The organism is Amycolatopsis sacchari, assembly GCF_900114035.1.
Lineage (GTDB): Bacteria > Actinomycetota > Actinomycetes > Mycobacteriales > Pseudonocardiaceae > Amycolatopsis_E > Amycolatopsis_E sacchari.
In genome coordinates this window covers 76,803-99,798 of the sequence record NZ_FORP01000024.1, presented here as the reverse complement: position 1 = coordinate 99,798, position 22,996 = coordinate 76,803, and the positions used below count along the sequence as shown (strand labels likewise).

Genomic DNA, 22,996 nt, shown 5'->3' with positions numbered 1-22,996 from the left:
ACCCGATCGGTGAAGTCGAGCAGATTCTGGAGGGGGCAGGTGGCGACCAACCAGCAACGCCGTGAAGCCGCGAAGCGCAAACTCGAACGGCAGCTCGTCCGCCGGGCCGAGCGCGCACGGCGGCGCAAGATCATCGGCGTGGGGGCGACCGTGGGTGCCGTGGTCGTGGTCGCCGGGCTGGTGGTGTTCCTCGTGACCAGGGGCGGCGGTGACGGCTCGACCACCGCGGCCGACCAGACCAGCGCGCCCGAGAGCAGCCCCATCCAGATCCCCACCCAGCGGGTCACCGAGGCCGCGCGCCCCACGCCGCTGCCCAACCCGACCACGTGCCAGTACCCGGCGTCGGCGGACCAGCAGAGCACGAAGAAGGCGACCCCGCCGGCGGGTGCGAACGTGCCCTCGACGGGCACCGTGAACGTGACGCTGAAGACGACCGTCGGCGACATCCCGCTCACGCTCGACCGCTCGCTCGCGCCGTGCACGGTGAACAGCTTCCTCAGCCTGGTGAACCAGGGCTTCTACACCGACACCTCGTGCCACCGCCTCGGGACCGAGGGCCTGCAGATGCTGCAGTGCGGTGACCCGACGGGCACCGGCATGGGCGGCCCCGGCTACACCATCCCGGACGAGAACTACCCGCAGCTGACCTACGGCCGCGGCATCCTCGCGATGGCGAAGACGTCCCAGCCGAACAGCGGTGGCAGCCAGTTCTTCATGGTGTACGGCACGGCGCAGCTCGACCCCGACTACACCGTGTTCGGGTCCATTTCGGACGCCGGGCTGCAGGTGCTGGACAAGGTCGCGCGCGACGGCGTGGACCCGGCATCGGCCGCGCAGAGCCAGGACGGCACCGGCGCGCCGAAGACCCCGGTGAAGTTCACCGGGGCCACGGTCGCCGCCTAGCTAGGTGTCGAGCAGCTCGGGGGCGAACACCTCGTCGAGGCGCAGGAGCCGCTTGCTCAGCCCCTGCTCGTGGTGGTACCGCAGGAACGCCTCCAGCGCCGTCCGGTTCGCCGAGATGCCGTAGGGCCACCAGTCCTCGGCGAACTGGGCGGTGTTGCGCTCGACCAGGGCGTGCGCCCACGGCAGCATGGTCTGCACCTGGTACAGCCGCCGGTTGCGGCGGTACCGCCCGGCGGCCGCGTCCTTCGCCCGCGAGAAGGTGTCGTAGAGCTCGCGGGCGAGGCCGGGACGCCGCTCCAGCAGCTCCCGCCGGACCACCACCGCGTGCATGATCGGGAAGATGCCGGTGCGGCGGTGGTAGTCGCGCTCCAGCGGCTCGAAGTCCGGGAACAGCCGGGCCACGTTCGGGGACCCGTCGAGCACGCACTGCGGGACGTTCGCCGAGAACAGGGCGTCGATCTCCCCCGCGTCGAGCATCGCGCCCAGGCTGTCGGCGGCGACCGTGACCTCGACGTCGGCCGGGTGCGGGTGCGGGATGAACTCGAACGGCGGCGACGGGTATTCGAGGCCACCGATCACCCAGCGGTTGCGTTCGGGCCTGAACCCGTACTCGTCCATCAGGATCCCTTTGATCCACACACCCGAGTCCTGGCCGTAGACGCCGAACTCCCCCAGCGTCCGCCCCACGAGGTCGGCCGGTCCCCGGATCCCGCTCCGGACGTTGACGAACACGCACGAGTGCCGGAACACGCGGTTCGGGAAGACCGGCAAGGCGACGAACGGCGAGCCCTCGTCCAGCAGCCGGAGGTGGAAGGTCAGCCCGAGCTCGGCGACGTCGAACTCGCCGCCGCGGATGAGCCGCTCGAAGATCTCCGGCAGCGTCCCCGCGGTCTCCACCCGGACGGTTTCGCCGTCGACGACCACGTCGTCCTCGAACAGCAGGTTCGTTGTGTCGTACCGAAAACACGCGATTCTCACGTCTTGGATCGTGCCCGTGGCGCCTCAGCGTGTCCAAGACTTCCCGGGTCGACCCGATACCTTCCGGCTATCGTGGAGCGATGGACCTGCGCGCGCTGCGGTACTTCGTCACGGTGGCCGAGGAACGTCACGTCGGCCGCGCGGCCGTCCGGCTGCACATGACACAGCCGCCGCTGAGCAGGGCCATCCGCAACCTCGAGAAGGACCTCGGCGTCCGCCTGTTCGACCGCACCCCGAAAGGCGTCGGGCTCACCCCCGCCGGGAAGACCCTGTACGACGAGGCACGCGCCTTGCTGGCACAGGCGGACCGGGTGCGGGCGCGGGTGACGGGCGCGGGCCGCCTCAGCGTCGGGACGCTCGCGGACACGGCCGAGCAGGTGGGCAGGTCCGTGGTCGAGCTGTTCCGCCGGCGGCACCCCGGGGTCACGGTGGACATCCACGAGGTGGACCTCGGTGATCCGACCGCGGGACTGCGCGCGGGCCTCGTGGACGTCGCGCTCACGCGCTCCCCTTTCGACGACTCCGGCCTCGGCACCCGGGTGCTGCGCTCGGACGCGGTGGGCGTGGTCCTGCGCGACGACGATCCACTCGCCCGCCGGAAGACGGTCGCACCGGTGGAACTGGCGGCACGCCCGGGAGTCCGGCTGCCCGACCATACCGATCCACTGTGGACGGATTACTGGACGAGCGGTCCGCCCGCCGAGGACGCGCCGGTCGTGCGGACCATCCAGGAATGCCTGCAGTCGGTGCTGTGGAACGGAAGCGCGGCACTGGCCCCGGTCGGGCAGCCGCTGCCGCCGGGCCTCGTGCTCGTTCCGCTGACCGGCCGCCCGCCGAGCGACCTGGTGGTGGCGTGGCGGAAGACGAACGAGGGCCCGCTGGTGCGCGCGTTCGCGGAGAGCGCCACGGCCTAGCGGTACGAAAACCGCGGCGGGCGGCGCTCCAGGAAGGCAGCGACGCCCTCCGCGTAGTCCTCGCCGTGCACGGCCGCCGCCCGGATCTCGTCTACCTCCGCATCCGCTTCCCCTTGCCCCGCAAGGATCTTCTCGATGATGCGGTTCATCCCCCTGATCGAGGACTGCGAGCGCGAGCACAGCGTGCGGGCGAAGGAGTCCACTTCGGACTCCACATCCGCGAAGACGTCGTTCACCAGCCCGATTTCCCGTGCCCGCGCGGCGTCGACCAGCAGGCCCGAAAGCAGGAAGTACCGGGCGTGCGCGGGGCCGACCAGCTCGACCAGCTGCCGCGTCGACGGGAAGTCGTAGACGATGCCGAGCTTCGCCGGGGTGATGCCGAAGCGCGCTTCCGGCGCGGCGAACCGGAAGTCGCACGCGACGGCGAGCTGGCAGCCGCCGCCGATGCAGTTGCCGCGGATCATCGCGATGCTCGGCTTCCGCAGGCCCGTCAACGCCGAAACCGCGCCCTCCACCGCCTTGTCGTAGGTGGTCGCGCCCTCGGCGGTCGAGCGCAGCGAACCGAACTCGCCGATGTCCGCCCCCGCCGAGAAATCGCCACCCGCGCCCGTCAGCACCAGGACCTTGACCCCGGGATCCCGCTCCACCTCGGCGACGAGCCGCGGGATGGCCGACCACATCTCGTACGTGATCGCGTTCTTCTTCTCCGACCGCGTGAACGTCAGCCGGCCCACCTCACCGTCACGCACGAACTCCAGACCCATACCGGCACTGTAACCGGGAAGATCAGGACGCCGAGGTGACGCGGTACACGTCGTAGACGCCCTCGACCCCGCGCACCACCTTGAGCACGTGGCCCAGGTGCTTGGGATCGCCCATCTCGAAGGAGAACCGGCTCACCGCGACCCGGTCGCGCGACGTGGTGACCGACGCGGACAGGATGTTGACCTTCTCGTCCGCCAGCACCTTCGTCACGTCCGACAGCAGGCGGTGCCGGTCGAGCGCCTCGACCTGGATCGACACCAGGAACACCGAGTTCTCCGACGGCGCCCACTCCACCTCGACCAGCCGCTCCGGCTGGCGGCGCAGGTCCTCGGCGTTGGTGCAGTCCGTGCGGTGCACGCTGACGCCGCCGCCCCGCGTGACGAACCCGAGGATCTCGTCGCCGGGCACCGGCGTGCAGCAGCGCGCGAGCTTGGCCCACACGTCGCTGGCGCCCTTGACGATCACGCCGACGTCGTTGGAGCCGCGGCGGCGCGTGACGGTGGACGGCGTGGACCGCGCGGCCAGCTCGTCCTCGGCCTCCTCGACCCCGCCGATCAACGCGACGAGCCGCTGCACGACGTGCTTGGCGCTGGTGTGGTTCTCCCCCACCGCCGCGTACAGCAAGCTGATGTCCGGGTGCCGCAGCTCGGCCGCCAGCGCGCCCATGGACTCCGCCGTGACCAGGCGCTGCATCGGCAGCCCGACCTTGCGGATCTCCTTGGTGATGGCCTCCTTGCCCGCCTCGATCGCCTCGTCGCGGCGCTCCTTGGCGAACCACTGGCGGATCTTGGCGCGGGCCTTGGGCGAGCGGGCGAACGTCAGCCAGTCGCGGCTCGGGCCCGCGTTCTCCGCCTTGGAGGTGAAGATCTCGACCACGTCGCCGTTTTCGAGCTTGCGCTCCAGCGCGACGAGACGGCCGTTGACGCGGGCGCCGATGCACCGGTGGCCGACCTCGGTGTGCACCGCGTAGGCGAAGTCCACCGGCGTGCCGCCGACGGGCAGCGTGACCACGTCGCCCTTCGGCGTGAAGACGAAGATCTCCCGCGCGGCCAGCTCGTACCGCAGGGAGTCGAGGAACTCGCCGGGGTCGGCGGCCTCCCGCTGCCAGTCCAGCAGCTGCCGCATCCACGCCATCTCGTCGATGTCGACGGCCGTGCCGCTGTGGGTGCCCTTGGTCTCCTTGTAGCGCCAGTGCGCGGCGATGCCGTACTCGGCGGTGTGGTGCATCTCGTAGGTGCGGATCTGCACCTCCAGCGGCTTGCCGTCCGGCCCGATGACCGTGGTGTGCAGCGACTGGTAGACGCCGTAGCGGGGCTGGGCGATGTAGTCCTTGAAGCGGCCGGGCATCGGCTGCCACAGCGCGTGCACCACGCCCATCGCCGCGTAGCAGTCGCGCACGTCCTCGACCAGGATGCGCACGCCCACGAGGTCGTGGATGTCGTCGAGGTCGCGGCCGCGCACGATCATCTTCTGGTTGATCGAGTAGTAGTGCTTCGGCCTGCCCTCGACCTTCGCGGTGATCCGCGAGTTGCCCAGGCTCAGGTTCAGCTCGTCGATCACCTTGCGCAGGTAGATGTCGCGGGACGGCGCCCGGTCGGCGACCAGGCGCACGATCTCGTCGTACTTCTTCGGCTGCAGGATCGCGAACGCGAGGTCCTCCAGCTCCCACTTGACGGTGGCCATGCCGAGCCGGTGCGCGAGCGGGGCCAGGACCTCCAGGGTCTCCTTCGCCTTGCGCGCCTGCTTCTCCGGCGGCAGGAAGCGCATGGTGCGCATGTTGTGCAGCCGGTCGGCGAGCTTGATGACCAGCACGCGGGGGTCCCGCGCCATGGCGATGACCATCTTGCGGATGGTCTCGGCCTCGGCGGCCGTGCCGAGCTTGACCTTGTCCAGTTTGGTCACGCCGTCGACGAGCTGGGCGACCTTGTCGCCGAAGTCCTCGGCCAGCTGCTCGACCGAGTAGCCGGTGTCCTCGACCGTGTCGTGCAGCAGGGCGGCCACCAGCGTGATGGTGTCCATGCCGAGCTCGGCGAGGATCGTGGCGACCGCGAGCGGGTGCGTGATGTACGGGTCGCCGGACTTGCGCCGCTGGTCGCGGTGCAGCTCCTCGGCGACGTCGTACGCGCGCTGCAACAGGCTCAGGTCGGCGTTGGGGTGCAGCTCGCGGTGGATCGCGGCGAGCGGTTCCAGCACCTGCTTGACCGAGGCGGCCCGCTGCGCGGTGATCCGCCGGGCGAGCCGGGCCCGCACGCGCCGCGTGGCCGAGGGCGCCCTCGTCGCACCCTGGTGCGTCAACGCGTTGTCGGCGGGCGACGCGGCATCGAGCTCCTGGCTCACCGCCACCTCCTGCTCCTCGCGATGACCTACTGGAACATCAAGCCTAACGCGCGGAGGCCGGGAAAGTTCGTGATCCCCGTGCCCGGGAGCGGCGGCGTCGCCGAGCGGCCGGGTTTCGCGGCGGACGGGCGCGGGGGTGATCGGCCGCGGGGGTCAGGCCGACCGGCCGGGGTGGTCAGCCCACGCGCGTGGGATGGCGCGGGCGTCGAGCGGCACGACCAGCTCCAGTGGCTCCGCGCCGCACCGCCGACTCAACCGGGGCATCGGCCGCTGGTACTGCGCCGCACGCTCCAGCGGCGCCGCGCCGCGTCCGGACAGCGCCGCCAGCTCCAGCACCACCGACACGCGGCCACCCGGACCGCGCGCCGCGCCGCACCGCCGACTCCGGCGGCCGACGTGGTCAGACCACGCGCAGCGAGTGCACCGGGCGCCCGTCGAGCACGCTGCGTCCGGACAGCGCCGCCAGCTCCAGCACCACCGACACGCCGGACACCACCGCACCGGCCTCCTCCAGCAGGCGGCACGCGGCCTGCACCGTGCCGCCCGTCGCGAGGACGTCGTCCACCACCGCGACGCGGGAGTCCGGCGCCACGACGTTCTCCGGCAGTTCGAGCGCCGCCGTGCCGTACTCCAGCGCGTAGTCCACGCGGCCCGCCACGGACGGCAGTTTGCCGGGCTTGCGCACCAGCACAACCCCGAGCCCCCGCGCGTAGCCGACCGCGGCCGCGAGCATGAACCCGCGTGCCTCCACCGCGGCGAGCAGGTCCACGTCGGGCGGCACGGTCGCGGCAAGGGCGTCCGTCACCGCCCGGAACCCCTCACCGCTGGCGAACAGCGGCGAGAGGTCGCGGAACAGCACCCCGGGCTCGGGGAAGTCCGGCACCTCGGCGATCAGACCGAGCGCCGCGTCCAGGTCCATGCTCAGCGCTTCCGCTTGCCGCTCGGGCGGCCCCGGCGCGGCTGCGGCCTGGTGTTCTTGGTCGCGCGGGAGGAGCCGCTGGCCGCCGTGGCGTACGCCTTCTCCTGCTCGTCCTCGACGTCCTCCCCGGCGGCCTCCTGCTCGGCCTTGCGCGCCAGGTTCGCGCGGCGGGCCCGCACGCGCTCGGCCTGCTGCTTGTACCGCGGGTCGCGCATCTTGAGGTCCACCAGCAGCGGGGTCGCCAGGAACAGCGACGACATGACGCCGGCGAGCATGCCGGTGAGCTGCACGAGCGCGAGGTCCTGCAGCGTCCCGGAACCGAGCAGGAGGTAACCCACGATCAGCAGGCCCAGCACCGGCAGCAGCGCGATGACGGACGTGTTGATCGAGCGCATCAGCGTCTGGTTCAGCGCCAGGTTCGCCGTCTCGGCGTAGGTGCGGCGCGTCAGCCCGAGCAGGCCCCGCGCGTTCTCCTTGACCTTGTCGAACACCACCACGGTGTCGTACAGGGAGAACCCGAGGATCGTCAGCAGGCCGATCACGGTCGCCGGGGTGACCTCGAAGCCCACCAGCGAGTACACGCCCGCCGTGACCACGATGTCGTGCACCAGCGAGATCAGCGCGGCGACGGCCATCCAGCGCTCGAAGTAGATCGCCAGGAACACCGTCACCAGCACCATGAACACCGCGAGCGCGATCAGGGCCTGCCGGGAGATCTCCCCGCCCCACGACGCGCTCACCGCGCTGTCGCTGATCGCCTGCACGCTGGGCTGGCCGTTGGAACCGATGGGCTGCAGCCGGTCGAACAGCGCCTGCTTGACCTTCGAGACGTCGGTCTCGTCGAGCGCCTCGGACCGGATCTGCACGGTGGCCGCGTTGCCGACGCCCACCGTCTGCGCCGAGGACGCCTGCTGACCGAGCGCGTCGGCGAACACCTGCTTGGCCTGGTCGGCGGTGATGGTGCCGTGGGTGCCGTGCGCGGGCAGCTGCAGCTGCGTGCCGCCCTCGAACTCGATGCCGAGGTTGAAACCGCGGAACACCATCGAAGCGAGGCACACGAGCACCAGCCCGGCGAAGAACAGGTACCACCGCTTGCGCTTGCCGACGATGTCGAACGCGCCGGTGCCGACGTAGAGCCGGTGGAACACGCTGCCCTTCTTCGCGCCGGACGCCGGAGCGGGCGGGTTTCCTGCGGGGCTGGACACCTCACGCCTCCTTCGCGGCCGCGGCGGCGGCTTTCCTGGCGCCCCGGCGCTCGTCGGCGAGGTGCTGCACGCCACCGAGCCCGGTCAGCTTCGGGTTGGACAGGGACTTCGACTTCGCGGCCAGCGCCACCAGCGGGTGCGTCACGAGGAACACCACGATCAGGTCCAGCACGGTCGACATGCCGAGGGTGAACGCGAAGCCCTGCACGTCCCCGACCGCGATCGCGTAGAGCACCGCGGAGGCGAGGAACATGACCGCGTCGGACGCGAGGATCGTGCGCCGCGCCCGCGTCCAGCCGCGTGGCACCGCCGACCGGAAGGTGCGGCCCTCGCGTATCTCGTCCTTGAGGCGTTCGAAGAACACGACGAACGAGTCCGCCGTGACACCGATCGAGATGATGAACCCGGCGACGCCCGCGAGGTCGAGTGTGAAGCCGATCCACCGGCCCAGCAGCACCAGCACCGCGTACACCACGAGACCGGACAGGGCCAGCGACACGATGGTGAGCGCGCCGAGCAGGCGGTAGTAGAACAGGCAGTACACGAACACCAGCGCCAGCCCGACGCCACCGGCGATCAGCCCGGCCTTGAGCGACGCGAGCCCCAGCGTCGCCGACACCGTGGTCGCGTCGGACGTGGTGAACGACAGGGGCAGCGAGCCGTACTTCAGGATGTCGGCGAGGTCCTTGGTCTGCTGCTGGGTGAACTGCCCGCTGATCTGGGTGTTGCCGTCCACGATCGCGCTCTGGATCGCCGGCGCCGACACCACCTGCGTGTCGAGGGTGAAGGCCGTCCTCGTCTGCTGCTGGTAGTGCTTCGTGGTGAAGTCGGCCCAGATCTGGCGGCCCGCGGACTTGAACGTCAGGTCGACGGTCCAGCCGGGCTTGTTCTGCGCGGGCGGCGAGGACACCGCGTTGTCGATCTCGGTGCCCTCCAGGAACACCGGGCCGAGCAGGTACTTCTCGGTACCGTCCTTGTTGCACGCCAGCAGCGGCAGGTTCGGGTCGTCGTTGCCGCGCAGCGGGTCCTGCGCCGAGCAGGTGAACGCGGTAAGCGCCTGCTGCGCCGTCGGGGACGCGGCCAGCGTGTCCCCGGAGCCGGTGGCCAGCGCCGGGTCCTGCCGGGTGGCCTTGGCCTGCTGGATCTGCTGCGGCGACTGGTCGTCCGCACCCGGGGTGGCCGGGGCCGGCGGCGTGGTGGTGGTCTGCGCGTCGAGCACCTGGCGGAAGCCCAGCTTCGCGGTCTGCCCCAGCTTCTTCGCCTGGTCGCCCTGCTCACCGGGCACGGTGATGACGATGTTGTTGCCGTCGAGGATGATCTCGGCGCCGCTCACACCGAAGCCGTTGACCCGCCTCTCGATGATCTGGCGGGCCTGGTTGAGCGAGTCCTTCGACGGGGCGGAACCGTCGGGGGTGCGCGCGGACAGCGTGACCCGCGTACCCCCCTGCAGGTCGATGCCCAGCTTCGGCGTCGGCTTGCCGCCACCGGTGAAGAACACCAGCGCGTAGAGCACGACCACGATCAAAACGAACAAGCCCAGGTAGCGTCCCGGGCGGATCCGCCCGGCCGGTGGTGCCACGGTGGTCGTTCTCCTCGGGGAAAATAAGCTTCAGCCCATGTCAGCACCGAGACAGTACTCGGTGCCACGTGAGGACAGCGTGCAGCCCCCGGCGCCCGCGTGTCGGCGCCAGGGGCTTCGCGTCCTGGCTACTTCTTGTTGCCCTGCTCCAGCGGGGGCGCGACCTGCGGGCCCGGCTTCTCCTCGGCCGGGGTGTCCTCGACCGCGGCGACCGTGGTGGGCTCGTCGTCGGAGGTGGTCTCCTCGACCTCTTCGACCGGCGGGGCCACCTTCTCGCGGACCGCCTGGCGCAGCCACGTCGTCACGACACCGGGGGCGATCTCGATGTCGATCGTGGTGTCGTCGCTGGTGTCGGCCACCGTGCCGTAGAGGCCCGACGTGGTCATCACGCGGTCGCCCTCGGCGAGGCTGGCCTGCAGGTTCTGCTGCTCCGCGGCGGCGCGCTTCTGCTTGCGGCTGCCCAGCACGAGGGGGATCGCCACCACGAGCATGAGCAGCAACGGCAGCAAGAGCTGGTTCATGATTCTCCATTCGGCACACGCGGCGCGCGCACCTTTTTGTCCGGATGTGCTCTCTCGAGTGTGCCAGGTGAAGCCGCAACTCTCACCAGGCGGGGCTAGTCGAACAGCGTCGACTGGTCCGTTCGGCCGTGTTCCGCGGGCGGACGGAGGCCGAGGTGCTCCCACGCGGCCGCGGTCGCCACCCGTCCCCGTGGTGTCCGCGCGAGCATACCCGCGCGGACCAGGTACGGTTCGCACACCTCTTCGACGGTGGTCGGCTCCTCCCCCACCGCCACCGCGAGCGTGGACACCCCGACGGGGCCGCCGGCGAACGAGTGCACCAGCGCGCCGAGCACGGCGCGGTCCAGCCGGTCGAGGCCCAGTTCGTCCACGTCGTAGACCTTCAGCGCGGCCCGGGTGACGTCGAGCGTGATGTGCCCGTCGGCGCGGACCTCGGCGTAGTCGCGCACGCGCCGCAGCAGGCGGTTCGCGATGCGGGGGGTGCCCCGCGAGCGGCGGGCGATCTCGAAGCTGCCCGCCGGGTCGATCTCGATGCCCAGGATCGCCGCCGCCCGCCGGACCACCTGGTCCAGCTCCTCGTCGGCGTAGAACTCCATCTGCCCGGTGAAGCCGAAGCGGTCACGCAGCGGGCCGGTCAGCGAGCCGGACCGCGTCGTGGCCCCGACCAGCGTGAACGGCGCGATCTCCAGCGGGATGCTCGTCGCGCCGGGCCCCTTCCCGACCACCACGTCGACCCGGAAGTCCTCCATCGCGAGGTACAGCATCTCCTCGGCGGGCCGGGCGATGCGGTGGATCTCGTCGATGAACAGCACGTCGCCCTCGGCGAGGTTGGACAGCATCGCGGCGAGGTCGCCCGCGCGCTCCAGCGCGGGGCCCGAGGTGATCCGGATCGCCGCGTTCAGCTCGGCCGCGATGATCATCGCCAGGCTCGTCTTGCCGAGGCCGGGCGGGCCGGACAGCAGCACGTGGTCCGGCGGCACGCCGCGGCGCCGGGCACTCTCCAGCACCAGTTCCAGCTGCTCACGGACCCGGGGCTGGCCGACGAACTCCGAGAGCTTGCGCGGGCGCAGCGTCGTCTCGACCTCGCGCTCGCCGGTCTGCGGCAGCGCCGAGAGGGTCTCGTCGGAGTCGAATTCGGTCACGCTGTCATCGTGCACGCTCGTGGCCTAGCCCTTGCGGCCGAGGGTGGTCAGCGCGGCACGCAGCACCCCCGGGGTGTCGCTGACCTCGCCCGCCGCCAGCACCTTCTCCACGGCCTGCTCGGCCTGCTTGGCGGGGAACCCGAGCCCGGTGAGCGCCTCGACGACCTCGGCCCGGACCGCGGCCCCGGCGGCCGGCGCGGCCTCGCCGGGAGCGGCGCCGGTCGCGGTGACCTTGTCCCGCAGCTCCAGCGACAGCCGCTCGGCGCCCTTGCGGCCGATGCCGGGGACCTGCGTGAGCACGGTGATGTTGCCTTCGGCCAGCGCGGTGCGCAGCTTGTCGGGGTCGAGCACGGCGAGCGCGGCGAGCGCGAGCCGCGGCCCGATCCCGGACACGGTCTGCAGCAGCGTGAACAGCTCGCGCGACTCGGCGTCGGCGAACCCGAACAACGTCAGCGAGTCCTCGCGGACGACGAGCGCGGTGTGCAGGCGCACCTCCTCGCCGCGCCGCAGCGTCGCCAGCGTCGACGGCGTGGCCTGCACCGCGAAGCCCACCCCGCCGACCTCGACGACCACGTGGTCGAGCCCGACCGACAGCACCTCCCCGCGCACCGACGAGATCATCGTGCCGCCCCCTTCGCTTTCGCTGCCTTCGCGGCCGCGGCCAGCCGCGCCCGGTGCTTCTTCGCCAGCTCGGCCGCCCGCGCCTCCGCCTCGGCGAGCCGCGCCCGCATCGGCTCCCGCCACAGGTGGCAGATCGCCAGGCCCAGCGCGTCCGCCGCGTCCGCGGGGCTGGGCGCCTCCGCGAGCCCCAGCAGGCGGGTGACCATGTCCGTGACCTGGGCCTTGTCGGCCCGGCCCGAGCCGGTGACGGCGGCCTTCATCTCACTCGGCGTGTGGAACACGACCGGCAGCCCGCGCCGCGCCGCGCTGAGCGCGACCACGCCGCCGGCCTGCGCCGTGCCCATCACCGTGCGCACGTTGTGCTGGCTGAACACGCGCTCGACGGCGACGGCCTCGGGCCGGTAGCGGTCGAGCCACTCCTCCACCGCGTCGGAGATCTTCAGCAGCCGGTTCGCGAGCGTCGCGTCGACGGGGGTGCGCACGACGTCCACCGCCACGCAGCGGACCGTGCGGCCCACGCCGCCGTCCACCACCCCGAGCCCGCACCGCGTCAGCCCGGGGTCGACACCCAGCACCCGCATGATCCGCCCTTCCGCGCCCGAACACCAGTTCGGAGGCTACCGGGTCGGGTGCCGCCCGCCCGGGACGACGCGCCGGAGCGGACGTATGTCCACTATGGACCGTCGACGCCGGGCGTCCAGCTCTCCGGCCTGCCGCTGTCGGTCAGCACCGGCTGCCACTCGGCGAAACCCTCGGGGGCGTCGGGGTCCCACGGCCACTTGCCCTCGGGCGTCGCGACGATGATCTGCAGCGCCGGGAAGTCGCCGTCGGGGTAGACGAGGAAGGCGCTGCCGAAGTACTCGGGGTAGTGCCCGGGGTGCACCTGCTCGAAGACGACGGGCACGCCCTCGAAGAAGTCGTCGTAGATCCGGCCGGGCTCGAACGGCCCCGCGGTGGCGGCCCGGTCCACATAGGCGTCCAGCAGGACCTGCGCCATGTGCTCGGGCAGCCCGACGACGACGGCCTCCGGCACCTTGTGCAGCGCCCACACGCACGCGGTGAAGCAGTAGCCGGATCCCTTGTCGTCACTGGGAACCGAGATGACCGCGTTGCCCCGGCGCTCGGCCTCGGAGACGATCCACTCGAGAAGTTCGTGATCTTCGGGCGCGAGCACCTCGGTCGTCGTCTCGGTCACGGCGGCTATTGTGCCGCAAGGCCGCGCGCGGGCACAGTGCCTGTCCGCAAAAAAATCCCGGCATGCCTGGCACACCGGGATTTTTGTTCGCTCGAACGGGTTCAGCCCACCTCGGCGAGAACGTCGTCCGGGACGTCGAAGTTGGCGTACACGTTCTGGACGTCGTCGCAGTCCTCGAGCGCGTCGATCAGCTTGAAGACCTTCTTGGCGCCCTCGGCGTCCAGCGGCACGTTGACCGACGGCAGGAAGCTCGCCTCCGCCGACTCGTAGTCGAACCCGGCGTCCTGCAGCGCCTTGCGCACCGCGACGAGGTCGGTCGCCTCGGAGACGATCTCGAAGTTGTCGCCGAGGTCGTTGACCTCCTCGGCCCCCGCGTCGAGGACCGCCATGAGGACGTCGTCCTCGGACAGGTCGTTCTTGGGCATGATCACCACGCCCTTGCGGTTGAACAGGTACGCCACCGACCCCGGGTCGGCGAGGGAGCCGCCGTTGCGGGTCAGCGCGGTGCGCACCTCGGACGCCGCGCGGTTGCGGTTGTCGGTGAGGCACTCGATGAGCACCGCGACGCCGTTGGGGCCGTAGCCCTCGTAGTTGATCGTCTGCCAGTCGGCGCCGCCGGCCTCTTCCCCGGCGCCGCGCTTGCGGGCGCGCTCGATGTTGTCCTGCGGCACCGAGTTCTTCTTCGCCTTCTGGATGGCGTCGTAGAGCGTCGGGTTGCCGTCCGGGTCGCCCCCGCCGGTCCGCGCGGCGACCTCGATGTTCTTGATGAGTCTCGCGAACAGCTTGCCACGCTTGGCGTCGAGGGCGGCCTTCTTGTGCTTGGTGGTAGCCCACTTGGAGTGGCCGCTCATCTCTCCTCCGTCTACATCGTTTCGTGCACCATGCCCACGAAGAGCCGGTGCACCCGCTCGTCCCCCGTGAGTTCCGGATGGAAGGCCGTGGCGAGCACCGGCCCCTGCCGGATGGCGACGATCCTAGCGGCCGCGTCCCCGGCACCGGCCGTGTCGGGCACCCTGGCCAGTATTTCCACCCCGTCGCCCGCCTTCTCCACCCAGGGGGCGCGGATGAACACGGCGTGCACGGGACCGTCGTCGAGCCCGGCGAAGTCCAGGTCGCCCTCGAAGGAGTCGACCTGCCGCCCGAAGGCGTTCCGCCGCACGACGACGTCGAGTGCGTCGAGCTGCCGCTGGTCGGGGCGCCCGTCGAGGACCTGGCGGGCGAGCAGGATCATCCCGGCGCACGAGCCGTAGGCGGGCAGGCCGTCCGCGATGCGGTCCCGGAGCGGTTCGAGCAGCTCGAACGACTCCAGCAGCCGCGACATCGTGGTCGACTCGCCGCCGGGCAGGACGATCCCGTCCACGGCGGCCAGCTCCTCCGGCCGCCGCACCGGCCGGGCGGCCGCGCCGGCGTGCTCCAGCGCGGCGAGGTGCTCGCGCACGTCGCCCTGCAGGGCGAGCACGCCGATCACCGGCTTCGTGGTCACCTGACCTCCTCCTGATCCACTGTAGGCCGCGCCGCGCCGCGGCGGCCCAGACGTGCGCTGACGTGCAAGGACGCGGTTTTGGGCGTCCGTGCGGGGGGCTAGCCTGGGTGCATGACCGAGAACGCGGCCCACCCGCCCGAGCGGGAGGCACCCGGGCCCCGGCGCCCGGATGATCCGTTCAGCCTCGAGGCGTACCTCGAGCGCCGGCGGGCGGAGTTCGCCGACGGCCCGACGATGGCCGAGATCCTCGAGGACCTGGACCGGTACCGGGATGGCGGAGTTCCTGGCCATCTGATCGTCGCCGCCATCCGCGAGGACCGGGACAACGCCGGATGAGCGGCGCACGCTTCGTCCTGGACGCGTCCGCGGCCCTGGCGGTGCTCACCGGGAAGGACTGACGTGGCCGTCGAGGCGGAGTGCCCGGCCCGGTTTCCGGCCGGAGCGACCGATCGCCTCCCCCCGGCGCCTGCACCCGCTCCCGATCAACGGGCCCCAGCGCTCCGCCGCCGTCGAGCTGTACCCCGCCTGAGGGCCTACCAGCCGCGCTCGGCGAGGCGGTGCGGCTCCGGGACGTCGTCGACGTTGATGCCGACCATCGCCTCGCCGAGGCCGCGCGACACCTTCGCGATCACGTCCGGGTCGTCGTGGAAGGTGACGGCCTTGACGATCGCCGCGGCGCGCTTCGCCGGGTCGCCCGACTTGAAGATGCCCGAGCCGACGAACACGCCCTCCGCGCCCAGCTGCATCATCATCGCCGCGTCGGCCGGCGTCGCGATGCCGCCCGCCGTGAACAGCACGACCGGCAGCTTGCCGCGCTCCGCCACCTCGCGCACCAGCTCGTACGGCGCCTGCAGCTCCTTGGCCGCGACGTACAGCTCGTCCTCCGGCAGGGACGTCAGTCGCTTGATCTCCCCGCGGATCTTGCGCATGTGGGTGGTCGCGTTCGAGACGTCGCCCGTGCCGGCCTCGCCCTTCGAGCGGATCATCGCCGCGCCCTCGTTGATGCGGCGCAGCGCCTCGCCCAGGTTCGTCGCCCCGCACACGAACGGCACGGTGAACGCCCACTTGTCGATGTGGTTGGCGTAGTCGGCCGGCGTGAGCACCTCGGACTCGTCGATGTAGTCCACCCCGAGCGACTGCAGCACCTGCGCCTCGACGAAGTGGCCGATGCGGGCCTTCGCCATCACCGGGATCGACACCGCCTCGATGATGCCGTCGATGAGGTCGGGGTCGCTCATGCGCGCCACGCCGCCCTGCGCCCGGATGTCGGCGGGCACGCGCTCCAGTGCCATCACGGCGACCGCGCCCGCGTCCTCGGCGATCTTGGCCTGCTCGGCGGTGACCACGTCCATGATCACGCCGCCCTTGAGCATCTCGGCCATACCGCGCTTGACACGCGCCGTACCGCGCTCGGGCACCGGGGAGGAAGCAGTTTCGGACACGGGAAATCGCCTTTCGAAAGCACGGGGGAAGGGCTTGCGACGTCCAGTCTAGGTCGAGGTGGACCGCTCATTAAGGCCAATAAGCCACGATTCCGGAAGGCCACTTTTCCCCTCGGCGGGGGCAGACGGGTGGCCTGGTGGACACGGGGTTGCCGGGGCGTGTCCGACGGGTGTGTGATCGGGGGCACACCCGTTACCGACATCGAAGTCCGGGAGGCCTGCCATGGCCGAGAAGCAACCCCGCAACGGTGACGCCGGGGCCGCGGTCGCTGTGGACGACCCCCGCAACCTGCGCAACGTCGTCCTGGTCGGCCCCTCCGGATCGGGCAAGACCACCCTCACCGAGGCCCTGCTCGCCGTGTCCGGCACGGTCAGCAGGGCCGGTTCCGTCACCGAGGGCACGACGGTGTGCGACCACGACCCGGCCGCGGTGCGCCAGCAGCGGTCCGTCGGGCTCGCCGTCGCCCCCGTCCTGCACGGCGGGGTCAAGATCAACCTGATCGACACCCCCGGTTACGCGGACTTCGTCGGTGAGCTGAGAGCCGGGTTGCGGGCCGCCGACGCGGCGTTGTTCGTCGTGGGCGCCGCCGAGGGGGTCGACCCCGCCACCGTCTCGCTGTGGGAGGAGTGCGCCGCCGTCGGTATGCCGCGCGCGGTGATCATCGCCCGCACCGACCACCAGCGCGCCGACATCGCGGGTGAGATCGCCGCGTGCCAGGAGGCGTTCGGCGCCGGGGTGCTCCCGCTGTACCTGCCCGCGAGCAACCGGCCGGGGCTCGTCGGGCTGATCACGCAGCAGCTGTACGACTACTCCGACGGCTACCCGCCCAAGCTCGGTCAGCCCGACCCCGCCGACCTCGACCGCATGACCGAGGCCCGCAACGAGCTGATCGAGGGCATCATCGCCGAAAGCGAGGACGAGGGCCTGATGGACCGCTACCTCGCCGGCGAGGAGATCAGCGAGGACGTGCTGATCTCCGACCTGGAGAAGGCGGTCGCGCGGGGCGCGTTCCACCCCGTCATCCCCGTGTGCGCGACGAGCGGGCTGGGCCTCGCGGAGGTGCTGGACGGGATCGCCCGCGCCTTCCCGTCCCCGCTGGAGCACCCGCTGCCCGAGGTCACCGGGCTCGACGGCGGTGCCCACGAGGAACTGCGCGCCGACCCGGACGGGCCGCTCGCGGCGGAGGTCGTGCGCACGGCGGTGGACTCCTACGTCGGCCGGGTCTCGCTGGTCCGCGTCTTCTCCGGCACCCTGCGGCCGGAACGGCCGGTGCACGTCTCCGGGCACGGGCTCGCCGAGCGCGGGCACGAGGACCATGACGCCGACGAGCGCGTGGCGCATGTGTATTCCCCGCTGGGCTCGAACCTGCGCGAGGTGCCGTACTGCGTCGCCGGGGACCTGTGTGCGCTGACCAAGATCGGCTCGGCCGAGACGGGCGACACCGTGTCGGCGCCGGACCACCCGCTGCTCGTGGAGCCGTGGACGATGCCGGAGCCGCTGCTGCCGGTGGCGATCGTGGCGCACAACCGCAGCGACGAGGACACGTTGTCGCGCAACCTTTCCCGGCTCGTCGCGGGCGATCCCACACTCCGGCTGGAACGCAACGCCGAGACCGGGCAGCTGGTGCTGTGGTGCATGGGCGAGGCGCACGCGGACGTCGTGCTGTCACGCCTGCGCGCGGGCGGCGCCGAGGTCGACACCGAGCCGGTGAAGGTCAGCCTGCGCGAGACGTTCGCGAGCCCGGCGAAGGGGCACGGGCGGCACGTCAAGCAGTCCGGCGGGCACGGGCAGTACGCGGTGTGCGACATCGAGGTCCAGCCGCTGGAGCGCGGGGCGGGGTTCGAGTTCGTGGACCGCATCGTCGGCGGCGCGGTGCCGCACCAGTTCATCCCGAGCGTGGAGAAGGGGGTGCGGGCGCAGCTGCGGCGCGGGCTGGCGACGGGCAACCCGGTGGTGGACGTGCGCGTGACGCTGGTGGACGGCAAGGCGCACAGCGTCGACTCCTCCGACGCGGCGTTCCAGACCGCCGGGGCGCTGGCGCTCAAGGACGCGGCCGCGAACAGCCGGATCGTGCTGCTCGAACCGCTCGACGAGGTGACCGTGCTGCTGCCGGACGAGCACCTGGGCGCGGTGCTGGGCGACCTGTCGTCCCGGCGGGGCCGCGTGCTCGGCACGGAGGCCGCGCACGGCGGGCGCACGCTCGTCCGCGCCGAGGTGCCCGCGACGGAGCTGCTGCGGTACGCCACGGACCTGCGTTCGCTGACCTCGGGCACGGCGAGCTTCACCCGGCACCACGCCCGCTTCGACCCGATGCCGGAGGGGGCCAGGACCGGGGTCTGACGGGGCAGTCCGGCGGCGGCCCGCCGCGGAACGGCGATAGGTTGCGGTCCTGACGGAAGTGAGGACCGCGATGAGTTCGCCCGCCATCCTGCCGGCCTCGGAGGCGGAAGCGTCCGAGGCCGAGATGCTGCTCTCCTTCGAGACGGGAGCACCGGCGGAGGTCCGGTCTGCGCTCGGCATCGCGGCGGCGCGGATCGGCGGTGGTGTCGCGCTCGCGATGCGGCACGACTCGATGGACCACTGGAGCGTGGCGCTCGGGCTCGGCTTCGCGGAGCCGGTCACGGCGGATCTGGTCGACGAGATCGGCGCCTTCTACTCCGCCCAGCACGTGGGGCACGCGAGGTTCCAGCTGGCACCCGAGGCCCTTCCCGGGGACTGGCCGGAGATCTGCGAGAAGACCGGCCTCTCGGCCGGCGGCACGAGCGTGAAACTGGTCTGCCGCACGGAGATCGCGCTGGCCCGGATCACCGAGCACCGGCCGGCCACCGACTTGCGGGTCGCTCCGGTGTCGCCGCAGGACGCGACGGCCTGGGGTTCGGCGCAGGTGCGCGGGTTCGGGGAGCCCGAGGGGGACCTGGTCGCGCTGTCCGCGAGCGTGGTCGGCCGGGAGGGCTGGCACGCCTTCGGCACCTGGGACGGCGACGAGCTCGTGGGCACCGGCGCGCTTCACGTGCGCGCGGGCGTGGCCCAGTTCTTCGGCGGTGCCACCCTGCCCCGCGCACGCAAGCGCGGCGGGCAGACCGCGCTGCTCGCCGCCCGCGCGGAGCTGGCCGCGTCGCTCGGCTGCACCTGGCTGGTCGCCGAGACGGGAGCCGAGGATCCGGGCACGCACAACCCGTCCCTGCACAACATGCTGCGGCTGGGGTTCGAGGTGCGCTACGAGCGCCGCGACTGGATCTGGCAGGGCTGAGGCAGGGTCAGAAGAACCCGCCGGAGCGCCCGTTGCGGTCGGCGAGCAGGCCCGCGAGGGTCGCGATCGCGATCTCCGGCGGCGTGCGGGAGCCGATGTTCAGCCCGATCGGCCGGTGCACGCGGTCGATCTGCTCGGGTGGCACGCCGAGCTGCTTGAGCGCCTCGACGTGCGGGCCGGGGTGGCGCGGGTTGCCCATCACGCCCACCCAGCGCACGGGGTGGGCGAGCACGTCCCGCAGCACCTCGCCCAGCTCGGGCCGGTGGTGGTCGGTCACGACGACGTCGGCCGTGCCGTCCAGCGTCGGCAGGGAATTCTCGCGCGGGTCGTACTGGACCGTGTGGTAGCCCAGATCGCTGCCGTACTTGAGGAGGTACTCGGCGACCGGGGTGGCGAACACGGCGACGAGCGTGCGGGTCTCGGTCTCCGGCTCGGCTTCGCCGTGGGCCACCGCGCAGTTGGGGTCCGTCATGCAGTAAAGCTAGCGCGCGAAGCGCTCCGTGGTGGTCGGGCGAGGGGCCGGCCTACGCTGGATCCACGATTTCGAAGTACTGCGGCTGGGGGGCGGTGCCCGCGAGTTTGAAGTACCGCACCTTGCGCCGCCGCCGCAGGGCGAGCGTGTCGCGCACGGCGTCGTTGTGCACGCGGCGGGCGATGACGACGCGTTGTTCGGCGTCGGCCAGTTCCTCGGCGAGCCGGGGCGGCAGGCTCGTGCGGTCCACGGCGGAAAGCCGTTTCGTCAGCTCGTTTTCGGCGTCCTCGCGCTCGCTGCGGGGGGCGGCTTCCGCCGCGTCCGCGGCCTGCACCACCGCCAGCGCCTCCGCCCCGGTCAGGGCACCCGCCGCGACCGTGCGCGCGACGACGGCGCGCCGGGCCAGCGCCGCGTCGAGCGCCGCCCAGCCCGCGTCGAGCCGGACGTGCAGGCGGTCGAGCCGGTTCGCGGTCGCCACCAGGAACAACCCGCCGAGCACGATCACCGCGGCGACGACCGCGAGCAGCACCACGAGCCAGCTCACTGCACCGCCTCCTCGGCGCTGACCCGGCGGGGGTCGGCGGCGACGGCGGTCTCGTAGACACGCAGCACCTGCGCCACCACGACCGACCAGTCGAAGATCGTCACCCGCTCCCCCGCCGCGGCCGCCAGCGAACTCCGCCGGGCCGGATCGCCCAGCAGTTCGCGCAGCGCGTCGGCCAGCGCGCCCGCGTCACCGGGCGGGGTCAGCACCCCCGCGCGGCCGTCGTCGAGCACCCGCCGGAACGAGTCGAGCGCGCTCGCGACGACGGGCGTGCCCGCCGCCATCGCCTCGGTGAGGATCATCCCGAAGCTCTCGCCGCCGAGGTTGGGCGCGCAGTAGACGTCCACGCTGCGCAGCGCGCGGGCCTTCGTCGCGTCGTCGACCTGGCCGAGCAGCTCCAGGTGCGGGGCGAGGTGCGGGCCCGCCATCCGCCGCAGCTCGTCGGCGTCCCCCCGGCCGACGACGAGCAGCTTCAGCTCCGGGTACTCCGGCAGGAGCCGGCGCGCGGCCTCCAGCAGCACGTCCATCCCCTTGCGCGGCTCGGTGAACCGGCCGACGAAACCGAGCGTGCCGCCCGCGCGCGGGTAACCGTCCAAAGGGGACGCCCGCGCGAAGAACTCCGCGTCCACGCCGTTGGGGATCTCCACCGCGTCCCCGCCCGAGTGCTCCACCTGCACCCGCCGGGCCAGCGCCGACACCGCGATCCGCGCGGTGATCTTCTCCAGCAGCGGGCGCAGCACCGGCTGGAAGGCCGAAAGCGTGCGCGAGCGCGGGGTCGAGGTGTGGAAGGTGGCGACGATCGGCCCGTCCGCGACCTTCAGCGCCAGCAGCGACAGGCTCGGCGCGGCCGGTTCGTGCAGGTGCAGCACGTCGAAGTTCCCCTCGCGCAGCCACCTTCGCACGCGGGCGTAGGACACCGGCCCGAACTGCAGCCGCGCCACCGAGCCGTTGTACGGGATCGCGAGCGCCTTGCCCGCGGGCTGCACGAACTCCGGCACGTCGGAGTCGTCGTCGGCGGGCGCGAGCACGGACACCTCGTGGCCGCGGGCGATCAGGGCCCGCGCGAGGTCCACGACGTGCCCCTGCACTCCGCCGGGGACGTCGAACGAGTAGGGACAGACGATGCCGATCTTCACCCGGCCGCCGCCTCCTCCGCGGGTTCGGGCTCGCTCTCGCCGAGATCGGCGGTCCAGAACTTCTGCAGCATGTGCCAGTCGGCGGGGTGCGCGGCGATGTCCCCGGCGAAGATGTCGGCGGTCGCCTGCACCGCGGCGGGGATCTCCGCGCGGGCGGTGACACGGATCCGCGGGTGCACGCGCGCGGACCAGCCGTCCTCGGTGAACCACGAACCCACCGGCAGCAGCGCTGCCCCGGTGCTGACCGCGAGCCGCGCCGCCCCCGCGGGCATCCTGGTGCGCTCGCCGAAGAACGTGACCGGCACGCCGGAGCCCGACAGGTCGCGGTCCCCCACCAGGCACACGAGCTTGTTCTCCCGCAGCCGTTGCAGCAGCAGCCGGAACGAGCCGGTGCCCCCGCTCGCGGGCAGGATCTCGAAGCCCAGCGACTCGCGGTACTCGACGAACCGGCGGTACACCGACTCGGGCCGCAACCGCTCGACGACGGTGGTGAACGAGCCCGCGTAGCCGACCAGCCACACCCCGGCGATGTCCCAGTTCCCCATGTGCGGCAACACGATCACCGCGCCGTTGCCCTCGGCGAGCGCGGCCTCGATGTTCTCCACGCCGGTGATCGAGAACCGCTGCCGGACCACGTCGAGGTCCATCGCGGGCAGCCGGAACGTCTCCTCCCAGTACCGGGCGTAGGACCGCATGGCCCGGCGTGTCAGCTCGTCCAGCTCCGCGGGCCCCGCCTGGGGCACGACGCGCGCGAGGTTGCGCCGCAGCTGCACGACCCCGGCACCCCGCCGCCGCACCGCGAAATCGGCCCCCAGCGTGAACGCGGCGTCGGCGAGCCCCTGGGGCACCCGCCGGACCAGCCGCCAGCCGGCGGCGTACCCGAGATCGCTCACACGCTGGGAGAACCGGGTCACGGATGGGCCTCCCGGGCGGACGCGGCGAGCGCGACCATCCGCTGCCCCAGCGTCACCGCGGACAGCACCGCGAGCAGCCACTGGGTGACCTCGACGGCGTAGGGCACGTGGAAGCCCTCCAGCCCGGTGCCGACGAGCGCGATGATCAGCCGCTCGGCGCGTTCGATCAGCCCCCCGTCGGCGCTCAGGCCGGACGCCTCCGCCCGCGCCTTGACGTAGGAGATCACCTGCCCGAGCACGAGGCTCACCAGCGCCGCCCCCGCCGCGCGCAGGTTGCCGTTGTCCACGAAGCACCACCACGCGATGGCGCCGAACAACGCGCCGTCGACGAGCCGGTCGCACGTCGCGTCGAGCGTGGCGCCGAACGGGGTGCCGTGCCCGCGGGCGCGGGCGATGGCGCCGTCGAGCAGGTCGAGCATCGCGAAGCCCCAGACCGTGAACGTGCCCCACAGCAGCAGCCCGTTGGGGAAGAAGCCGAGCGCGCACGCGATGGCACCCGCGGTGCCGACGACGGTCATGACGTTGGGCGTGACGCCCGCGCGCAGCAGCACGCGGGCGAGCGGATCGAGTGCGCGGGAGACGGAGGCGCGCGCGAAGATGTTCAGCATCGGATCTGCGGGGGAAGGTTTTCGGCCTGCTGGCTCATCGCTGTCTACGTCACCTGGCTGCGTGAGA

General features: G+C 72.1%; 25 protein-coding genes. 5 read left to right on the top strand and 20 right to left on the bottom strand.

Annotation, left to right across the window (positions count from 1 at the left end; translation table 11 throughout):
• The first annotated feature begins 39 nt into the window (after nucleotides 1-39).
• A complete protein-coding gene (locus BMZ92_RS29765) occupies nucleotides 40-903 on the top strand; it encodes a peptidylprolyl isomerase (protein ID WP_091514311.1) in 864 nt (287 codons plus the stop codon).
• Here BMZ92_RS29765 and BMZ92_RS29760 read toward each other — a convergent pair whose 3' ends face one another.
• Complete coding sequence (locus BMZ92_RS29760; protein WP_425425874.1) at nucleotides 904-1,881, bottom strand: substrate-binding domain-containing protein; 978 nt, start codon at nucleotides 1,879-1,881, stop codon at nucleotides 904-906.
• A gap of 80 nt (nucleotides 1,882-1,961) precedes the next feature.
• Between BMZ92_RS29760 and BMZ92_RS29755 the strand changes: the two genes are divergently transcribed.
• Nucleotides 1,962-2,795: a LysR family transcriptional regulator gene (locus BMZ92_RS29755; protein WP_091514308.1), complete on the top strand. Its 834-nt coding sequence runs from the start codon at nucleotides 1,962-1,964 to the stop codon at nucleotides 2,793-2,795.
• Here BMZ92_RS29755 and BMZ92_RS29750 read toward each other — a convergent pair.
• From BMZ92_RS29750 to pdxT, 13 genes are all read right to left on the bottom strand, one after another.
• Nucleotides 2,792-3,559 (bottom strand): enoyl-CoA hydratase/isomerase family protein, encoded by a 768-nt coding sequence (locus BMZ92_RS29750; RefSeq protein WP_091514306.1) that lies wholly within the window; start codon nucleotides 3,557-3,559, stop codon nucleotides 2,792-2,794. The genes BMZ92_RS29755 and BMZ92_RS29750 overlap by 4 nt on opposite strands.
• Before the next feature lie 22 nt (nucleotides 3,560-3,581).
• Nucleotides 3,582-5,897, bottom strand: a complete 2,316-nt coding sequence (locus BMZ92_RS29745) for a RelA/SpoT family protein (RefSeq protein WP_091514341.1) — start codon at nucleotides 5,895-5,897, stop codon at nucleotides 3,582-3,584.
• Nucleotides 5,898-6,050: 153 nt separating this feature from the next.
• The gene (locus BMZ92_RS29740; RefSeq protein WP_091514304.1) at nucleotides 6,051-6,242 is read right to left on the bottom strand and encodes a hypothetical protein; all 192 of its coding nucleotides are present in this window, start codon (nucleotides 6,240-6,242) and stop codon (nucleotides 6,051-6,053) included.
• A gap of 55 nt (nucleotides 6,243-6,297) precedes the next feature.
• Nucleotides 6,298-6,816: an adenine phosphoribosyltransferase gene (locus BMZ92_RS29735; RefSeq protein WP_091514301.1), complete on the bottom strand. Its 519-nt coding sequence runs from the start codon at nucleotides 6,814-6,816 to the stop codon at nucleotides 6,298-6,300.
• Nucleotides 6,817-6,818: 2 nt separating this feature from the next.
• Nucleotides 6,819-8,021: a protein translocase subunit SecF gene (secF, locus tag BMZ92_RS29730; protein ID WP_091514299.1), complete on the bottom strand. Its 1,203-nt coding sequence runs from the start codon at nucleotides 8,019-8,021 to the stop codon at nucleotides 6,819-6,821.
• A 1-nt stretch (nucleotide 8,022) separates the two neighbouring features.
• A complete protein-coding gene (gene secD, locus BMZ92_RS29725) occupies nucleotides 8,023-9,600 on the bottom strand; it encodes a protein translocase subunit SecD (RefSeq protein WP_091514296.1) in 1,578 nt (525 codons plus the stop codon).
• Nucleotides 9,601-9,728: 128 nt separating this feature from the next.
• Nucleotides 9,729-10,121 (bottom strand): preprotein translocase subunit YajC, encoded by a 393-nt coding sequence (gene yajC / locus BMZ92_RS29720; RefSeq protein WP_091514294.1) that lies wholly within the window; start codon nucleotides 10,119-10,121, stop codon nucleotides 9,729-9,731.
• Nucleotides 10,122-10,216: 95 nt separating this feature from the next.
• Nucleotides 10,217-11,263, bottom strand: a complete 1,047-nt coding sequence (gene ruvB, locus BMZ92_RS29715) for a Holliday junction branch migration DNA helicase RuvB (RefSeq protein WP_091514290.1) — start codon at nucleotides 11,261-11,263, stop codon at nucleotides 10,217-10,219.
• Nucleotides 11,264-11,287: 24 nt separating this feature from the next.
• Nucleotides 11,288-11,884, bottom strand: coding sequence for a Holliday junction branch migration protein RuvA (gene ruvA / locus BMZ92_RS29710; RefSeq protein ID WP_091514288.1), 597 nt, complete (start codon nucleotides 11,882-11,884; stop codon nucleotides 11,288-11,290).
• Nucleotides 11,881-12,465: a crossover junction endodeoxyribonuclease RuvC gene (gene ruvC / locus BMZ92_RS29705; protein ID WP_091514285.1), complete on the bottom strand. Its 585-nt coding sequence runs from the start codon at nucleotides 12,463-12,465 to the stop codon at nucleotides 11,881-11,883. The genes ruvA and ruvC overlap by 4 nt, the downstream gene beginning before the upstream one ends.
• 92 nt (nucleotides 12,466-12,557) lie before the next feature.
• Nucleotides 12,558-13,088 carry a DUF4262 domain-containing protein gene (locus BMZ92_RS29700; protein ID WP_346055716.1) on the bottom strand — a complete coding sequence of 177 codons (531 nt, stop codon included), beginning with the start codon at nucleotides 13,086-13,088 and terminating at the stop codon, nucleotides 12,558-12,560.
• 92 nt (nucleotides 13,089-13,180) lie between these two features.
• A complete protein-coding gene (locus BMZ92_RS29695; protein WP_091514281.1) occupies nucleotides 13,181-13,930 on the bottom strand; it encodes a YebC/PmpR family DNA-binding transcriptional regulator in 750 nt (249 codons plus the stop codon).
• An 11-nt stretch (nucleotides 13,931-13,941) separates the two neighbouring features.
• Nucleotides 13,942-14,562: a pyridoxal 5'-phosphate synthase glutaminase subunit PdxT gene (gene pdxT, locus BMZ92_RS29690; RefSeq protein WP_091514278.1), complete on the bottom strand. Its 621-nt coding sequence runs from the start codon at nucleotides 14,560-14,562 to the stop codon at nucleotides 13,942-13,944.
• Between the two features lie 111 nt (nucleotides 14,563-14,673).
• Here pdxT and BMZ92_RS29685 point away from each other — a divergent pair, with 111 nt between their 5' ends.
• Nucleotides 14,674-14,898, top strand: a complete 225-nt coding sequence (locus BMZ92_RS29685; protein ID WP_091514275.1) for a hypothetical protein — start codon at nucleotides 14,674-14,676, stop codon at nucleotides 14,896-14,898.
• A gap of 197 nt (nucleotides 14,899-15,095) precedes the next feature.
• On the opposite strand, the gene pdxS is transcribed toward BMZ92_RS29685, so the two are convergent.
• A complete protein-coding gene (gene pdxS, locus BMZ92_RS29680) occupies nucleotides 15,096-16,004 on the bottom strand; it encodes a pyridoxal 5'-phosphate synthase lyase subunit PdxS (RefSeq protein ID WP_091514274.1) in 909 nt (302 codons plus the stop codon).
• Nucleotides 16,005-16,227: 223 nt separating this feature from the next.
• Between pdxS and BMZ92_RS29675 the strand changes: the two genes are divergently transcribed.
• Both BMZ92_RS29675 and BMZ92_RS29670 read left to right on the top strand, forming a co-directional pair.
• Nucleotides 16,228-18,345, top strand: a complete 2,118-nt coding sequence (locus BMZ92_RS29675; protein ID WP_091514271.1) for an elongation factor G-like protein EF-G2 — start codon at nucleotides 16,228-16,230, stop codon at nucleotides 18,343-18,345.
• Nucleotides 18,346-18,415: 70 nt separating this feature from the next.
• On the top strand, nucleotides 18,416-19,255 hold the full coding sequence (locus tag BMZ92_RS29670; protein ID WP_091514268.1) for a hypothetical protein: 840 nt from the start codon (nucleotides 18,416-18,418) through the stop codon (nucleotides 19,253-19,255).
• 7 nt (nucleotides 19,256-19,262) lie between these two features.
• On the opposite strand, the gene BMZ92_RS29665 is transcribed toward BMZ92_RS29670, so the two are convergent.
• Genes BMZ92_RS29665 through pgsA form a run of 5 tightly spaced genes read right to left on the bottom strand, consistent with a single transcriptional unit; the run spans nucleotide 19,263 to nucleotide 22,929 of the window.
• Entirely contained in the window at nucleotides 19,263-19,727 is a 465-nt protein-coding gene (locus BMZ92_RS29665) for an XdhC family protein (RefSeq protein WP_091514266.1), read from the bottom strand.
• A 52-nt stretch (nucleotides 19,728-19,779) separates the two neighbouring features.
• Nucleotides 19,780-20,271 (bottom strand): NUDIX hydrolase, encoded by a 492-nt coding sequence (locus BMZ92_RS29660; RefSeq protein WP_091514264.1) that lies wholly within the window; start codon nucleotides 20,269-20,271, stop codon nucleotides 19,780-19,782.
• On the bottom strand, nucleotides 20,268-21,407 hold the full coding sequence (locus BMZ92_RS29655) for a glycosyltransferase family 4 protein (protein WP_091514261.1): 1,140 nt from the start codon (nucleotides 21,405-21,407) through the stop codon (nucleotides 20,268-20,270). The genes BMZ92_RS29660 and BMZ92_RS29655 overlap by 4 nt, the downstream gene beginning before the upstream one ends.
• Complete coding sequence (locus BMZ92_RS29650; protein WP_091514259.1) at nucleotides 21,404-22,321, bottom strand: phosphatidylinositol mannoside acyltransferase; 918 nt, start codon at nucleotides 22,319-22,321, stop codon at nucleotides 21,404-21,406. Before BMZ92_RS29650 ends, BMZ92_RS29655 begins: the two co-directional genes overlap by 4 nt.
• Complete coding sequence (gene pgsA / locus BMZ92_RS29645; protein WP_091514257.1) at nucleotides 22,318-22,929, bottom strand: phosphatidylinositol phosphate synthase; 612 nt, start codon at nucleotides 22,927-22,929, stop codon at nucleotides 22,318-22,320. The genes BMZ92_RS29650 and pgsA overlap by 4 nt, the downstream gene beginning before the upstream one ends.
• Nucleotides 22,930-22,996: the final 67 nt, after the last annotated feature.

Coding starts and splice junctions, on each gene's coding strand:
- BMZ92_RS29755 (WP_091514308.1), top strand. CDS start 1,962: ATGGACCTGCGCGCGCTGCGGTACTTCGTCACGGTGGCCGAGGAACGT.
- BMZ92_RS29750 (WP_091514306.1), bottom strand. CDS start 3,559: ATGGGTCTGGAGTTCGTGCGTGACGGTGAGGTGGGCCGGCTGACGTTC.
- BMZ92_RS29735 (WP_091514301.1), bottom strand. CDS start 6,816: ATGGACCTGGACGCGGCGCTCGGTCTGATCGCCGAGGTGCCGGACTTC.
- yajC (WP_091514294.1), bottom strand. CDS start 10,121: ATGAACCAGCTCTTGCTGCCGTTGCTGCTCATGCTCGTGGTGGCGATC.
- ruvA (WP_091514288.1), bottom strand. CDS start 11,884: ATGATCTCGTCGGTGCGCGGGGAGGTGCTGTCGGTCGGGCTCGACCAC.
- ruvC (WP_091514285.1), bottom strand. CDS start 12,465: ATGCGGGTGCTGGGTGTCGACCCCGGGCTGACGCGGTGCGGGCTCGGG.
- BMZ92_RS29695 (WP_091514281.1), bottom strand. CDS start 13,930: ATGAGCGGCCACTCCAAGTGGGCTACCACCAAGCACAAGAAGGCCGCC.
- BMZ92_RS29685 (WP_091514275.1), top strand. CDS start 14,674: ATGACCGAGAACGCGGCCCACCCGCCCGAGCGGGAGGCACCCGGGCCC.
- BMZ92_RS29675 (WP_091514271.1), top strand. CDS start 16,228: ATGGCCGAGAAGCAACCCCGCAACGGTGACGCCGGGGCCGCGGTCGCT.
- BMZ92_RS29670 (WP_091514268.1), top strand. CDS start 18,416: ATGAGTTCGCCCGCCATCCTGCCGGCCTCGGAGGCGGAAGCGTCCGAG.
- BMZ92_RS29665 (WP_091514266.1), bottom strand. CDS start 19,727: ATGACGGACCCCAACTGCGCGGTGGCCCACGGCGAAGCCGAGCCGGAG.
- pgsA (WP_091514257.1), bottom strand. CDS start 22,929: ATGCTGAACATCTTCGCGCGCGCCTCCGTCTCCCGCGCACTCGATCCG.